The 14,652-nt window shown below is 72.6% G+C and carries 13 protein-coding genes; 8 read left to right on the forward strand and 5 right to left on the reverse strand.

The genetic code is table 11. From position 1 onward, the window contains the following. Nucleotides 1-18: 18 nt before the first annotated feature. A complete protein-coding gene (locus ACIA8L_RS19110) occupies nt 19-2,355 on the forward strand; it encodes an Hsp70 family protein (protein WP_395906089.1) in 2,337 nt (778 codons plus the stop codon). Here ACIA8L_RS19110 and ACIA8L_RS19115 read toward each other — a convergent pair whose 3' ends face one another. Then, nucleotides 2,356-3,978, reverse strand: a complete 1,623-nt coding sequence (locus tag ACIA8L_RS19115; RefSeq protein ID WP_395906090.1) for a lectin — start codon at nt 3,976-3,978, stop codon at nt 2,356-2,358. 195 nt (nt 3,979-4,173) lie between these two features. On the opposite strand from ACIA8L_RS19115, the gene ACIA8L_RS19120 reads away from it, so the two are divergent. Together ACIA8L_RS19120 and tsaA are read left to right on the forward strand one after the other, a co-directional pair. After that, the gene (locus ACIA8L_RS19120; protein ID WP_395906335.1) at nt 4,174-4,761 is read left to right on the forward strand and encodes a DsbA family protein; all 588 of its coding nucleotides are present in this window, start codon (nt 4,174-4,176) and stop codon (nt 4,759-4,761) included. A 17-nt stretch (nt 4,762-4,778) separates the two neighbouring features. After that, entirely contained in the window at nt 4,779-5,195 is a 417-nt protein-coding gene (tsaA, locus tag ACIA8L_RS19125) for a tRNA (N6-threonylcarbamoyladenosine(37)-N6)-methyltransferase TrmO (RefSeq protein ID WP_395906091.1), read from the forward strand. An 8-nt stretch (nt 5,196-5,203) separates the two neighbouring features. Here the strand turns inward: tsaA and ACIA8L_RS19130 are convergent, their stop codons facing one another. Continuing rightward, on the reverse strand, nt 5,204-6,784 hold the full coding sequence (locus tag ACIA8L_RS19130) for a hypothetical protein (protein ID WP_395906093.1): 1,581 nt from the start codon (nt 6,782-6,784) through the stop codon (nt 5,204-5,206). Nucleotides 6,785-6,885: 101 nt separating this feature from the next. Between ACIA8L_RS19130 and ACIA8L_RS19135 the strand changes: the two genes are divergently transcribed. The 4 genes from ACIA8L_RS19135 to ACIA8L_RS19150 all read left to right on the forward strand — a co-directional run bounded on the left by ACIA8L_RS19135 (nt 6,886) and on the right by ACIA8L_RS19150 (nt 11,025). Then, entirely contained in the window at nt 6,886-8,778 is a 1,893-nt protein-coding gene (locus tag ACIA8L_RS19135; protein ID WP_395906094.1) for an Hsp70 family protein, read from the forward strand. A 29-nt stretch (nt 8,779-8,807) separates the two neighbouring features. Further along, nucleotides 8,808-9,851 carry a hypothetical protein gene (locus ACIA8L_RS19140; RefSeq protein ID WP_395906095.1) on the forward strand — a complete coding sequence of 348 codons (1,044 nt, stop codon included), beginning with the start codon at nt 8,808-8,810 and terminating at the stop codon, nt 9,849-9,851. A 66-nt stretch (nt 9,852-9,917) separates the two neighbouring features. Continuing rightward, nucleotides 9,918-10,610 (forward strand): B3/4 domain-containing protein, encoded by a 693-nt coding sequence (locus ACIA8L_RS19145; protein WP_395906097.1) that lies wholly within the window; start codon nt 9,918-9,920, stop codon nt 10,608-10,610. 10 nt (nt 10,611-10,620) lie between these two features. Beyond that, the gene (locus tag ACIA8L_RS19150) at nt 10,621-11,025 is read left to right on the forward strand and encodes a DUF2809 domain-containing protein (protein ID WP_395906099.1); all 405 of its coding nucleotides are present in this window, start codon (nt 10,621-10,623) and stop codon (nt 11,023-11,025) included. Here ACIA8L_RS19150 and ACIA8L_RS19155 read toward each other — a convergent pair. Both ACIA8L_RS19155 and ACIA8L_RS19160 read right to left on the reverse strand, forming a co-directional pair. Further along, on the reverse strand, nt 11,012-11,848 hold the full coding sequence (locus tag ACIA8L_RS19155; RefSeq protein ID WP_395906101.1) for an undecaprenyl-diphosphate phosphatase: 837 nt from the start codon (nt 11,846-11,848) through the stop codon (nt 11,012-11,014). The genes ACIA8L_RS19150 and ACIA8L_RS19155 overlap by 14 nt on opposite strands. Nucleotides 11,849-11,921: 73 nt before the next feature. Continuing rightward, a complete protein-coding gene (locus tag ACIA8L_RS19160) occupies nt 11,922-12,590 on the reverse strand; it encodes a hypothetical protein (protein WP_395906103.1) in 669 nt (222 codons plus the stop codon). A gap of 56 nt (nt 12,591-12,646) precedes the next feature. Between ACIA8L_RS19160 and ACIA8L_RS19165 the strand changes: the two genes are divergently transcribed. Next, on the forward strand, nt 12,647-13,705 hold the full coding sequence (locus ACIA8L_RS19165) for a hypothetical protein (protein ID WP_395906105.1): 1,059 nt from the start codon (nt 12,647-12,649) through the stop codon (nt 13,703-13,705). Here ACIA8L_RS19165 and ACIA8L_RS19170 read toward each other — a convergent pair. After that, nucleotides 13,702-14,610, reverse strand: coding sequence for a LysR family transcriptional regulator (locus ACIA8L_RS19170; protein ID WP_395906337.1), 909 nt, complete (start codon nt 14,608-14,610; stop codon nt 13,702-13,704). The genes ACIA8L_RS19165 and ACIA8L_RS19170 overlap by 4 nt on opposite strands. Nucleotides 14,611-14,652 lie beyond the last annotated feature (42 nt).

Below are 14,652 nucleotides of genomic sequence, written 5' to 3' on the forward strand. Positions count from 1 at the left end.
TAGAGGAGCAACACCGTGGTGAGCGGTTATGTCGTCGGTATCGACCTCGGCACGTCCAACACGGTCGCCGTGATCCGCTCGCCCGACGGGCGGCGGCGCCCCGTGCTGTTCGACGGCGCGCCGCTGATGCCGTCGTCGGTGTTCCTCACCGACAACGGGCAGCTCGCGGTCGGCCGGGACGCCCAGCGCCTGGCCCAGCTCGACCCCGGCCGCTATGAGCCGAACCCGAAGCGGCGCATCGACGAGTCCTCGGTGCTGCTGGGCTCTTCGGAGATTCCGACAGTGCATATGCTGGCGGCGGTACTGCGTGCAGTGGCCGTCGGTGTCGCCGAAGTGACCCGATACGCGCCGCCGGTCGTGCTCACCTACCCGGCCTCGTGGGGGCAGACCCGGCGCAAGGCGCTGCACGACGCCGCCATCACCGCCGGGTTCAACGACGTCAGCATGCTGCCGGAGCCCGTCGCCGCGGCCCGATACTTCATCAGCGCCCTCAACCACCCGCTGCCCCCGGGCCAGGCCGTCGTCGTCTACGACTTCGGCGGCGGCACCATCGACATCGCCGTGGTCCGCAACGACCCGGAGGGCTTCACCGTCATCGGCTCCGGCGGGCTCGAGGACGTCGGCGGCCTCGACCTCGACGCCGCCCTCGTGGAGCGGCTCGGCGAGGTGCTCGCGGCGTCGCAGCCGGAGGTGTGGAAGCGCCTGCAGGACCCGCGCACCGCGCAGGAGCGCCGCGACCGCCGGCTGTTCTGGGAGGACATCCGCGGGGCGAAGGAGATGCTGTCCCGCACCACCGTGGCCCCCGTCTCCGTCCCCGGTGTCGAGTCGGCGCTGCACCTGACCCGCGACGAGCTCGAGCAGAAGATCGGGCCGATGATCGCGCGCACTGTCGCCGAGACCGCCCGCGTCGTGCGCGACTGCGGCCTGACCGCGAACGGTCTCGCCGGCATCCTGCTCGTCGGCGGCTCGTCCCGGGTCCCGCTGGTGGCCCGCATGCTGCACCGCGAGCTCGGCGTCGTCCCGACCGTCCTGGAGCAGCCGGAGCTGCCGGTCGCCGAGGGCGCCGTCGTCCACCCGTCGGAGCTCACCAACGACGGCCGCCTGGCCGTCGCCACCGGGACCGCCTCGGTGCCGGTGAGCGCCCCGCCGTCGGGCACGCAGTCGATGATCTACCCGGTGTCCGGGGTGCCGATGTCGGCGGTGCCGATGTCCGGGCCGCCCGCCTCGGCGCCGCCGGTGTCGGGGCCCCCCATGCCGGTCTCGGCCGCGCCGGTCTCGCCGGCCGTCAACTACACGCCGCCACCGCCGCCGCAGCCCCCGGTGATGAACCCGCCGAAGAAGAGCCGCCGGGCCGCCCTCATCGCCGGGGTCGGCGCGGCGGTGCTGCTGCTCGCCGGCGGGGCGTTCGCGCTCAAGGCCTACAACGACAACAAGACGACGCCGACCGACAAACCTTCGCAGGTCGCGCAGATCGGCCAGTGGAAGGACGTCACGAAGATCCCCGGCAGCTACACGATCGAGGGCGCCGGAGCCGCCGTGGTCAAGGACCAGCTGTATGTCATCGGCGGCTACACCGGCGAGGCGCCGCGGACCCAGATCGACAACGTGACCATCTACGACCTGAACCGGGGCAGCTGGACGAACGGGCCGAAGCTGCCGAAGCCGCTCAGCCACATGGCCGTGGTGCAGGACGCCAACCTGAGCATCTGGGTGCTCGGCGGCTGGGAGACCAGCGGCGCGTCCAAGAAGACGTGGCAGCTCAAGCTCGGTGCGACCGCGTGGGAGGAGGGGCCGGACCTGCCGGAGGCGCGCCAGGACGGCGCCGCGGTCGAGGACAGCAAGGGTCTGGTGTTCGCCGGCGGCACCGGCCCCGACGGGACGCCGAAGTCCGACATCTACGCCCTGGGCACCACCGGCTGGACGACGATCGGGCAGCTGTCGGTGGCCCGCGGCAAGCTCAGCGCGGCCACCGACCGGGCCACCACGATCTGGTTCATCGGCGGGCGCAGCCAGGACGGCGACACCACCAACACCTACGACACCATCGACCGGCTGATCAACCGCAAGCCCGACAAGAACGCGAACATCAAGCTCGACACGCCGCGGGAGGCCCCCTCGGCCGTCTGGATCAGCGGCATCGGGCTGTGCGCGCTCGGCGGCAACAAGGGCTCGAAGGTCTACGACTGGTGGTGCGAGAACGCCGACAACACCGCCAAACTGCCGAAGCAGGTGCTGCCGCGGGCCGGGATGGCGGTCGCGAACGTCGGCGGCGTCATCTACACCGTCGGCGGGTACAACGGCGAGAAGAGCATCAACGGCACCTCCACGGTGGAGTCCTTCCAATACACCAAGTGATCAGGAGAGGTCGAACTGCTCCCAGGCGCCGATCGCGTCCCGGTTGGCGATGAGCGGGGCCGCGCCGGCGTTCTCGGCGCAGACGTACCGGCCGTTGGCGCGGGCGATGAGACTCACCGTGCCGCCGGCGTTGCGGATCAGGCCGAACGTCTCCCAGCCGCCGATCGCGTCCCGGTTGGCGACCAGCGCGGCCGCCCCGGCGTTCTCGGCGCACACATACTTGCCGTTGTACCGCAGCGCCACGTCGCCGCCGGGCAGCGTGACCACCTCGAACCGGTCCCCGGTGGTGCCGTTGGCGATGAGGGCGGCGCCGCCGGCGGTCACGAACAGACCGTTGGCCCGGGACTTCAAGGTCGATCCGGTGGCCGGCGGCGGCGTGCTGCCGAGCACCGGCGGGGTGGGGCGGGTGGCGGTCAGGGCGAGCTGGCCCTTGAGCATGCGGCCGCCGTCGCCGGTCAGCCGGAGGTAGTAGTCGGAGCTGCATCGGGTGCCGTCGGCGTCCAGGGCCAGGAAGCCCGACCCGGCCGGCACCATCGACGCGTCCTCGGCCGTCTTGGCGATCTGGTTGCCCTCGTTGTACTCGTCGAACATCGAGATGTACACGCTCTTCACGCCGGCCCGGGCGTGATTGTAGAACTGGCGCCACATCAAGTCGCCGTGCGCGCGCTGGCCCGCGACGGTCATGTCACCGGGCAGGACGCAGGGCTGGTAGTCCACGCCGTGGTCGGTGCAGTCCTTCAGGTCGTCGACGGTGCGGTTGGTGTAGAACCAGTCGGCGCCGGCGACATCGCCGATCCGGCCGACCATCCACGGCGAGAGCATGTTGAACGCGCGGTAGACGTCGATGTAGCCGGCCCGCGAGTCGTCGGTGCCGAGCCGCCAGTGTGTGGGCACCCCGCCCATCACGTAGCAGCCCTGGGCCTTGAACCAGGAGATGACGTCGAGGCACGCGGCCGGGCTCCAGGGGTGGTTGCCGTCGTTGAAGCCGAAGCCCCAGATGCCGACGACCGGTTTGCCGTTCTGCCGCGCGTACGCCCCCGAGTTGGTGAGCGCCGCCATCTTCGTGGTCCAGTCGGTCTTGATCTCGGACTGCATGGCGGTCCAGCCGGTGACGTCGTACATGATGTAGAACTTCCGCCCGGTGGCCTCGGCCGCGCTGCGCACCTTGACGGCCATCGCGTCGCGGGTCGGCCCTTCGCCGCCGAACGGGTTGAACCGCTGCAGCGCCGCCGTGTCGCAGCCGTTCTGCCGCATCCACCCGAAGTGCGTGTCGACCGCCTGCTGGTCGTAGGACGAGAACAGGTCGGCCGGCTGGCCGTTGCCGAGGTTCGAGAACGCGGTGCGGTAGCCGCGGGTGTACTCGCGCATGTCCGGCCAGGCCCGGACCGCGGTCTGGCTCGGGGACGGCGCCTGCGACCAGTCGCGGCTCCAGTGCCACCAGCCGTTGATCGGTGCGCCGTCGCCCGGGCAGGCGAACCAGCCCTGGTAGCCGACCGTGACCTTGCCGACCACGTCGCCCGGCGCGCTGGCCGCGAGGCCGTCGGGCATGGCGTAGAGCGCCGCCGCTCCGATGCCGCCGGCGGCCAGGCCGGTGGCGAGGACGGTTCGCCGGGAAATGCCCATCGCGTGTGACCACCGATCTGTTCGTCAAGTTGCCTGATCGACTGCAGCGTATGGCTGTGTGGCTTGCCAGCCGCTTAATCGCGCTTTAAGTCGACCTTTTGTCGAAACTTGGCCCAAGCGGGAACGGCGTGAATTGGAGCTTCCCGAGGGCCAATCGGGGCGGCTTCAATCAACCGTGTGACGACGATCGTGGACATGTGGTTCGACCCGAAGTGCCCCTGGGCTTGGAACACCTCGCGCTGGCTGCTGGAGGTGGAGCAGGTCCGGCCCGTCGAGGCCCGCTTCCACGTGATGAGCCTGTGGATCCTCAATGAGAACCGCCAAGATCTTCCGCAGTGGTACTCCCAGTGGCTGGCCGACACCAGGGGCCCGGTCCGGGTGCTGGCGGCCGCGGAGCAGCGCTACGGCACCCCGGTCCTGCGCGCGCTCTACACCGAGCTCGGCAACCGCATCCACCACGAGAAGACGCCGATCGGCGACGGGCTGTACCGGGCCGCACTGTCCACCCTGGACCTGGACCCGGAGCTGGCCAAGGCCGCCGACGCTGACGAGCACGACGAAGCTCTCCTGAACAGCCACCGGGCCGGCCTGGACCCGATCGGCGACGACCTCGGTACTCCCGCCCTCCACATCGGACAGTTGGCCTTCTTCGGCCCCGTCGTCACGCCCGTGCCGCGCGGTGAGGCGGCCGGCCGGCTCTTCGACGGCATGCTGCTGATGGTCGAGACGCCCGGCTTCTACGAGCTCAAGCGCGGCAACCGGGTGTCACCGACCGTGGACTGACCGGTAGGGTCGGCTCCGTGCAGCATGACGGGTTCGTGGTACGGCCGGTCGGGCGGGTCGAGTCCGCGCTGGCCGAGCGGGCCGGGGCGCCCCGGCAGGGTGACGAGGGCGCGCCGGAGGCGTGGCTGGTGTTCGAGGAGCGCGTCGCGGCGGCGCTGGGCGACCTGCGGGCGGGGGACCGGGTGCTGCTGCTGACCTGGCTGCACCGGGCCGACCGGGATGTCCTCGCCGTGCACCCGCGCGGCGACCGGAGCCGCCCGGAGACCGGCGTGTTCAGCACCCGCGCCCCGGACCGGCCCAACCCGATCGGCCTGCACGGCGTCGAGATCCTCGCCGTCGACGGCCTGCGGGTCCGGGTCGGCGGGCTCGAGGCCATCGACGGCACCCCGATCCTCGACGTCAAGCCGGTCCTGGGCGGCCTCGAGCAGCGCTAGCGCTCGCTTCAGGAGTTGCGGACCTGCTGGGCGCAGCTGGTCTCCACGCCGGCCCAGTCGGTGCCGAAGTTGGCCGTCGAGGCGATCTCCAGCGAGTCGTTCTTGCGGACCACCGCACCGAAGAAGTCCAGCATCTTCGGCTCCGTGAACTTCTTCGCCAGGCACGTCATCGACAGCAGCGCGATGCCGTAGCGGGCGTCGATCTCCCAGCCCGGCGCGTTGTCCGGCGGCGGCCCCATCGTGATCTTGCCGTCCCAGCCGTTCTTCACGAACTTGTGCACGTCGGGCAGGCGGCCCTTCGTCGTCGCACCGTCCCGGTCGGCGATGTAGTCGGCGATGCCCTCCATCATCCACCAGTCCTCGGCCGTGCCGTAGTCCTCACCGACGGTCACGACATGCCCGAACTCGTGGGTCAGCAGGGTCTGCAGAAAGCTCTGCCCGGCGTCGGCGGCCTGCATGACGATGCCGCGCGGGCCGGTGGAGTAGCCGTCGTAGTTGGCGCCGATGTCACCGTTGTCCCACCACGACTTCCACTCGCCCTCACCGGCGACATACACGATGTACCACTTCGGCGCCGGCCCCCACCGCGAATACCGGTCGGCCACGTCGGCCGCGGCGTCGGCCTTGGTCAGCACCCGCTGCAGCTTGCCCGCGTTGGCGGCCGAACCGGCCACGATCACCCGCCGCCCGACGGCCGTCTGCAGCGCCGAGGCGTCCCAGGGCTCGGAGCTCTGCTCGTACTTCGCGACGGTCGCCTGATCCCCGGCGACCGTCCACGACGTCTGCACGACCTGCGGGAACTGCTGCACACAGCCCTGGCCGAAGCAGTAGTCGTGGCGCACCAGCACGCTCCAGGTGCCGTCGGCGTTCTGCGTCGGCTTGTCGACCAGCGTCGGCGTCCAGACCTGCACGCCCATGGCCCGCAGGCTGCCGAAGCGCCGCTTGTATCCGTCTTCGAGCCCGCCACCGACACCGGCCAGATAGCCGGCCTGGTCGCCGGCGAGCAGCGCCTTCGCCTGCTTGTTGAGCGTGCCCAGGATCTTGTCGGCGACGGTCGGCTCGGCGTTGGACGGCGGCGCCGCCCCGGCTGCGGCCCCGGACCGCCCCGGCAGGACATGCCCGGGGAACGACACGGTCTGCCCGCTCGGGCCCTGCGAGGCGACCCAGACCAGGGCCGCGAGCACGAGCACGGACGCGACGAGCACCCCCGACACGAGCGGCCAGCGCCGCCGTGGCGCCGGTGCCGGCGGGATCATGGCCGGCCCGGTGCTCCCGCCCGGCCAGTAGATCGGCGCGACGATCGGCGGCTGGACCCCGGGCGGCGCCGACAGCGGCGGCGCGGAGACCGGCGGCAGCGCCTGATACGGAATGACCGGCGGTGCCGGGACGAACATCTCCGGGCCGCGCGCGAGCACCGGCTCCGTCGGCGCTTCCGCCGTCGGCGGCGCGGACACCGGCCCGGTCGGCTCGGTGGGTGGAGCGGAGACGGGCGGGGCGAACAGCTCCGGGCCGCGCTGACGCGGAATCGCCGGCCCGGCCTCGGTGACCGCCGCCGGCGCGACCGGCTCCGTCTTGTCCCCGTCGTCCACGCCCGCACGGTATCGGATGCGAGCCACTCTCCGGTATCGGAGGTCCGGCCACGACGACCCCGAGGTGGCCGGGCGTGCGGGGTGGCTGAGACGATGCCGCGATGCCCTTGCGGTTCGCGGTGGATCTCGGCACGTCCAACACGGTCGCGGTGGTCGACCGCGGCGATGGCACGCCCCGGCCGCTGCTGTTCGACGGCAGCCCGGTGCTGCCCTCGGCCGTGTTCGCCGACGTGACCGGCGCGCTGCTCGTGGGGCGGGACGCGGAGCGGCACATGATGACCGACGCGGCCCGGTTCGAGCCCAACCCGAAGGGCCGCATCGACGAGGGCGTCGTCCTGCTCGGCGACCGGGAGCTGCCCGTCGCCGAGCTCCTCGCCGCCGTCCTGCGCCGGGCCGCCGGCGAGGCCGCCCAGACCGGCGTGTCGATCGTCGACGCGACCGTCCTGACCTGCCCCGTCGACTGGGGCACGACCCGCCGCGCGGTCCTGCTGGAGGCGGCCGCCCGGGCCGGCCTGGGCCGCGTGCGGCTGGTCGACGAGCCGGTGTCGGCCGCGACGTACTGCGTGCGCGCCCTCGGCGGCCGCCTCGCCCCCGGCCGCTGCGCGGTGGTGTTCGACTTCGGCGGCGGCACCCTCGACGTCACCGTCGTCGAGGCCACGCCCGGCTCGCTGCGGGTCCTGGCCACCGGCGGCCTGGCCGACCTCGGCGGCACCGACATCGACGACGCCCTGGTCGGCCACCTCGGCCACCTCCTGGCCGCGGCCGACCCCGCCCTGTGGCAGCGGCTCGTGAGCCCGCGGACCCCGGGGGAGTACCGTGACCGCCGCACCTTCTGGTCCGAGGTCCGCCAGGCCAAGGAGATGCTGGCCCGCACCGCCTCCGCCCCGGTGCACGTCCCCGGCTCCGACCGCGCCCTGCACCTGACCCGGGAGGAGCTCGACCGCGTGGCCGGCCCCTTGGTGGACCGGGCCGTGGACGAGACCCGTCGCGTCCTGCAGCGCTCGGCGATCACCCCGGCCCAGCTGGACGCGATCGTCCTCGTCGGCGGCTCCAGCCGGCTGCCCCTGGTCGCGAGCCGCCTGCACGCCCGCTTCGGCCTGGCCCCGGTGGTACCCGAGCAGCCCGAACTCCCCGTGGCCTTCGGCGCCCTGCTCCTGACCGCCCCGACCGCCCCGGCCCCGGCCGGTCCGCCGTCCCGGCCACCGGCGGCCGATCCGACCAGCGGATACATGACCGCCGCGCCGGCGTCGGGGTACCTGCCGGCCGCGGCGCCGGCGCTGCCGGTTTCGGCCGTTCCGGCACCCGGACCGGTTTCCGCACCGCCCGTCGCCGCACCGCCCGCCGCCGTCGCCGCACCGCCCGCCGTCGCACCGCCCGCCGCCGAGCCGCCGCGGCGCCCCTCGGTCGTGATCGGACCGGGCGTGACGATTCACGGCAACGTCGGCATTTACGGCGATGGTGTGCCGTTCCCCGACGATCGGGATGACGACGAGCCCGAGCCGGCCATCGCGCCGCCGCCGCGGAAGGCCCGCCGGCGCTCGGGGTTCCTGCGCCGGGCGCGGTTCGCGCTGCTGCCGCTGCTGCCGTTCGCGCTGATGCTGGTCCTCACCCCGTGGGGCCGCGACCTGCTGCGGGAGGGCTTCGACGCGGTCGGCGACCCGAGCCCGAGCGCGTCCGTCTCGGCCCCGGTGTCGCCGGCCCAGGGTCCGTCCGCCCCGGCCGCGGCCCAGGGTGCGACGGCGAAGCTGGACCCGGCCATCGCCAAGCCCGGCACCTCGGTGCGGCTGAGCGTCCACGGCTTCGGCCCGCGCGAGAAGGTCGACGTGAAGGCCGGCACCAAGAGCCTGACCACCGTCACCACGGACGAGACGGGCAGCGCCGAGACCTCCGTCACCCCGGCCGCGAAGGGCGCGACCGCCGCCACGGTGCACATCGTCCTAACCGGCAGGACCAGCAACCGTACCGTCAGCGTCGCCTTCGTGATCCAGTCCTGACGGGCGCCGAGGCGCTACTGTCGGACCCCATGTGGCAGTGCGGTGTGTGCGGCTCGAGCAACACCGGGGACGCGGCCGCCTGCGCGTCCTGCGGTGCCGCCCGTCCCCAGAGCGCCGCCCTGCCCGCGGGCCCGCCCGTGTCCTGGCCGGCCTCCGCCCCCGCCGACGCCTTCGGCTCCTGGTCCCCGGCCGCCGGCGCCCCACCGCCGGCCGACCCGGCCCACTTCCCGGCCGACAACTGGCCGGGCGCGGGCCCGGGCCTCGGCGACCAGCCGCCACCGTGGGCGACCCAGCCGCCCGCGCCACCACAGCCGGCGCCGCAGCCGACTCCGCCGCAGGTTCCGCCGCAGGCGCCGCCGCCGGTCCCGTGGTCGACCGAGCCGGCGTATCCCGCGCCCCCGAACCGCGGGCGCCCGGTCTGGATCTTCCCGGCGATCGTCGCGCTGGTCCTGCTGCTGGCCGGCGGCACGGTGGCGTTCGTGCTGCGCGACAAGTGGCTTCCCGGAGGCGGCGCGAACCCCACGACCGGCCCGACCACCGCCCGGCCGACCGGCCCGACGGCCGACCCGACCGGCACCGCCACGCCGACCGCAACCGCGACGAACACGCCGACCGCGACCCCCACGACGGCCGGGCCGCCCACCCTCCCGGCCTCCGTCGGCTCGGTGAAACTGGACCCGAGCCTCGACCCGGCCAAGGCCCCGGCGGTGGCCGCGGTGTTCGACAAGTACTTCACCGCCGTCAACGCCCGCAACGCCACCGCCGCCCTGGCCGCCCTTGACCCGAACGGCTCGATCAACCAGGGCGACGCCAACGCCGTGAAGCGGTTCACCGACGGGATCAGCACCAGCACCGACGACGACATCCTGCTCCTCGCGCTCGGCCCCGACCCGACCGGCAAGGGCCAGCTGCAGGCCCGGGTGACGTTCCGCAGCCAGCAGCAGCCCGGCAAGGGCCCGAAGGGCCGCGAGTCGGAGACCTGCACCCGCTGGGACGTGACCTACTCGATCACCCAGCCGGGCGGCGAGTACCGCATCTGGGGCAGCACCAACGCCGGCAACCGCCCCTGCTGAGTGGTCCGCCGGACGCGGCCGCGATTGGACCTGCCCGGCCGGCCCGGCACCGCCGAGACTGAGCCGATGCGGTTCCAGCACGACGAAGCGATCTGGCGGGACTTCCCGGCCCTGGTCCCCGGCCTGCTGTACGTCGAGGGGATCAGCCCGGAGCTCGACGTCAAGCCCGGCCCGTTCCTCGCCATGGCCCGGGAGCGCCTTGCCGGTGCGGCCGAGAGCGCGTGGCCCGAGATCCAGGCCTGGCGCCGCGCCTTCGCCGCCCAGGGGCTGCGCCCGACGCAGTACCGGTGCGCCTCCGAGTCGCTGCTGCGCCGCCTGCGCCGCGAGGGCGACCTGCCCGCGCTGCACCCGCTGGTCGACGTGTGCAACGCGGTCTCGGTCGCCTACGCGATCCCGGTGGCCGCCCTCGATCTCGAGCGCGTCGCCGGGGACCTGACGGTCGGCTACGCGACGGGGGCCGAGACGTACGAGACGTTCGCCGGCACCGTGGAGCACCCGGACCCGCGCGAGGTCGTGTTCGCCGACGCCGAGGGGTTCGCGCACGCCCGCCGCTGGACCAACCGGCAGAGCGGCCGGTCGGCGATCCGGCCCGCGACGAGCCGGGCGCTGGTCGTGGCCGAGGCGCTGCACGCGACCGGACCGGCCGACGTCGCCGCGCTCGTGGCCGACCTGGCCGCCGCCCTGCGTTCGGCCGGCGCCGACGTGGTGCGCACGGCGATCCTCAGTGCGGGCGAGCCGGGGTTCGACCCGGGCCAGTAGCATCCGCGGGGTGCTGGAGACGAACCGGTCCATTCGCATCGCCGCCGTCGTGACCGGTGTGGTGGCCCTGGCCATCGCGTTCGGGGTGCGGGCGGTGTTCGGGGGTGCGCTGTACAGCAACGGGGCGCTGCAGCAGAACACCGGGACGGCGCTCTACGCGTCGGCGGTCTACGCGGCCGTCGTGTTCGTGGCCCCGAGGTGTGCGCCCTTCGCCGCCGGGGCAATGGCGTTGGCCTGGTGCTGGGGCGTCGAAGCGTTCCAGCTCACCGGGGTGCCGCACGAGCTCAGCAAGTACCACATCATGCTGCGTTTGATCTTTGGAGACGCCTTCGACTGGCTCGATGTGCTCTGGTATCCGGCGGGGATCCTGCCGCTGGTCCTCGTCGAGCTCTTCGCGAAGGTCAGGTCGCGGTGATCGCGCCGCCCCAGAGCAGGCCCATGATGATGCCGCCGACGGCGACGCGGTAGTAGACGAACGCGGCGAACGTGTGGCCCGCCACGTAGCGCAGCAGCCACGCGATGCTGACGTAGGCCACGATGAAGCTGATGACGATGCCGACCCCGGTCGCCGTCCAGCCGACCGTCTCGGAGATCTCCTTCGAGCGCGTGACCGCCTCGAGGATGCCGCCGGCGGTCAGGGCCGGGATGCCGAGGAAGAACGACAGGCGGGTCGCGGCCACCCGGTCGAGGCCGCGGAACAGCGACGCGCTGATCGTGGCGCCCGAGCGGGACACGCCGGGGATGACGGCGATGCACTGGGCCAGGCCGATGATCAGCGCGTCCTTCCACGTCACCGAGGCCTCGCCGCGCCGCTGTTTGCCCAGGTGGTCACCGAGCGTCATGACGATGCTCCAGATCACCAGGCCGGCCGCGACGAACCACATGCTGCGCAGGACGCCCTCGATGTAGTCCTTGAACAGCAGGCCGACGATGACGATCGGGATGGAGCCGACGATGACGTTGATCGCCATCCGCCAGTCCTCGCCCTGGCGCTTCTCGGCCTTGAACAGGCCCTGGAACAGCGCCTTCACGAACCGGATGATGTCGTTGCGGAAGTACAGGACGGCGGCGAGGATCGCGCCGACCTGGATGACCGCGGTGAAGGCGGTGACGCCCTTGTCGTCGATCGGGATGCCCATCAGCTTCTCGGTGATGGTCAGGTGGCCGGTCGAGGACACGGGCAGGAACTCGGTCACGCCCTCGACGACGCCCAGCACGATCGCTTCCCAGATCTGCAACGCCGTTCCTCCCGAGACCGAACCAAACCGAGATCGCCGGAGGGGAACTTACCGGACGCGCCTGAGAAGGCTTTCAGTCGCGGTGGTGCTGGTTGGCGTGTCCGGCCGCGAGCTCCTCCCGCAGCTCCGTGAGGTGCTCGGTGTCGGCCGGCAGGTCGAGGCGGTCCAGCAGCTCCAGGGCGGGGGCGATCTCGAGGGAGCCGTAGACGTCGTGGAAGCTGTAGAGGACCCCGCTGAACACGGCCTTGCGCAGCCGCTCGTGCTCGGCGGCCGCCGTGTAGACCGGGAACTTCACCTTCCAGGGCACCGGGCCGCTGACCTTGAGCACCGCGGTCGCGCGGCGCAGGAAGGCCTCGTCCGGGTCCTTGTCCTGGAAATCCTGGCCAAGGACCTCGGTGAAGGCCCGCTCCGAGGTCTCGATGTCCTCGAACCAGTCGTTCCAGAGCGAGTACAGGATCGCCTCGCTGGGGGCCTGCTCCAGGTATTCGCGGATCGCCTGCCAGTACGTGGTCCAGAGGCTCTCGTCGGCGTTCACGAGCCAGCGCAGCTCGACCAGGACCCAGTAGGCGCCGAGGATCTCCAGCAGGCCCAAGCCGACCTCGAGCTTGTCGGCGGGCGAGAGCTCCTCGTCGGCGCGGATCTCGGGCATCAGGTCACGGGCGGCGTCGTTGGGGTCACCTTCCGTGTCCAGGTCGTGCGCGGCCAGCCACTGCCGGGTGCGATCGCTGCGTGCAGTCTCCACGATCGACAAGTATTCCCGGTGAGGTGCGATCCCGCCCGGGCGGTACCGTCTCGGCCATGGGGAATCGTATATGGTCGATCGCGCTGGTGGGCTTGCTGCTGGCCGGCTGCTCCGGGCCGGAGAAGGCGAGCCCGGCCACCGCGCGCAAGGAGCCGGCCGCATCGCCGTCGCCGTCCGAGGGTCCGCTGGCCGACGACTACGTCGGCGTGCTCAACGACCACTACGTGGCCGACCTCGGCTCCTCGGGCGCGCCGAAGGGCACCGCCTTCGACCCGAACGTGGCCTCGGTCCGCGGCCCCCACTACGCCGTCGCCCTGGCCGAGTCGGTCACCGTGCCGGAGTTGCCGGCGGTCGTGACGACCCGGCTCACGTCCGAGAACGGCTCTCGCTCGACCCTGCGCCCGAACCCCGGCCACGAGATCCTCCTGGCCCGCTTCACGAAGCCGCCGAAAAGCGCCCTGGACAAGGGCAGCGCCGGCACGCTGGAGGTCGTCGTCGGCGACCAGCGGCGGCCCCTCGCCGAGCCGGTGACCGACGGGACCCTCCTCGCGGTGAGCGTCCCGGCCGGCGCGCCGGTGTCGCTGCAGCTCACCGAGGACGGCCGGGCCCAGTCGATCGACCTGCGCACCGGTTCGGCCGGCCGGGTGGCGGGGCTCTACCCCATCTACGTGGGGCGGGCCGACACGATGGGCTCGTGGATCACGCCGGCCGGCTCGGACATGATCCCGCTCGGCATCGGCGTCGACTTCGAGCTGACCCCGTGGGTGGAGGGCAGCGGCTGGGCGCCGGCCGGCCAGGCGTGGCTCTGGTACGAGGTCAGCGGGGTCCTGTACGGCGACGGCGTGGACTGCGCCATCGACATGGGCCGGACCTTCTCGCTGAGCGGCTCCGGCCTGAAGGCGAACGGCGCCGGCACCTTCACCGTCCCGTCGTTCGCGCCCTCGACCACCTCGAGCGCGCCGACCCAGGACGGTGTGGTCGCGGCGCCGGCGAACCTGCGTTCGGTGACGGTCGGCTGGTCGCTGCACGCCTCCTGCACCAAGGGCGGCGCGCCGGTGAAGTTCTCCATCCGCAGCAACGAGGGCAAGTCGGCGACGTTCAAGCCGGAGAGCTAAAGCGCCTGCACACCGACGGGCAACGGGCCGCGGGCCACGTGATCCAGCAGCGTGGCCCGCATGGCCTGGGCGGCGTGCGGCAGCACCGTCGCGCGCCGCTGGGCCAGGGCGATCGTGCGGTGCACGCCCGGCGCGACCAGGGGTGCGGCGTGCAGCAGCGGCCGGTTGACGATGGCCATGCTCGGCACCAGCGCGACGCCGAGACCGGCCTCGACGAACGCGAGCACGGCGTCCATCTCGCCGCCCTCCACCGCGTAGCGGGGCGTGAACCCGGCCTGCCGGCACGCCTCCAGGGTGGTGTCGCGCAGGTCGTAGCCGGTGCGGAACATGACAAGGGGCACATCGCGCAGATCGGGCAGGGAAATGGTGGCCGGCATCGGCTCCACCGACGCGACGACCAGGCTCTCGCGCAGCACCGGCACCGCTTCGAGGGTGGGGTCGGTGCCCCGGGCCGGCTCCACGATCAGGGCCAGGTCGAGGCCGTGCGCGAGGAGCTCGGCGACCAGGTCCTGCGACCCGCCCTCGTCGACGTGCAGCTCGATGTCCGGGTGCGTCGTGTGGAAGTCGCGCAGCACGAGCGGTACCAGTGACGTGCAGAGACTCGGTGTCGCGCCCAGCCGGACGCGTCCGCGCCGCAGGCCCACGACCTCCTGGACGGCGTCGCGAGCGGTGTCGGCGTCGGCGACGACCCGGCGGGCGAGCGGCCACAGCGTCTCGCCGGCCGTGGTGAGCACGACGCCGGCCCGGGAGCGGTCGAACAGCGGGGCGCCGAGCGCGCTCTCCAGGGTGTGAATTTGTTTACTCAGTGTCGGTTGGCTCACACCGAGCTGTTCGGCGGCCCGGGTGAAATGTCGTAGTTCGGCGACGGTCAGGAAGTACCGAAGCTGCTGCAGTTGCACTTCGATAGCCTACGGCTATCGCCACTGTTTGATTCATGCATTGGACGA

The organism is Dactylosporangium sp. NPDC051541 (assembly GCF_044454505.1).
Classification (GTDB): Bacteria; Actinomycetota; Actinomycetes; order Mycobacteriales; family Micromonosporaceae; genus Dactylosporangium.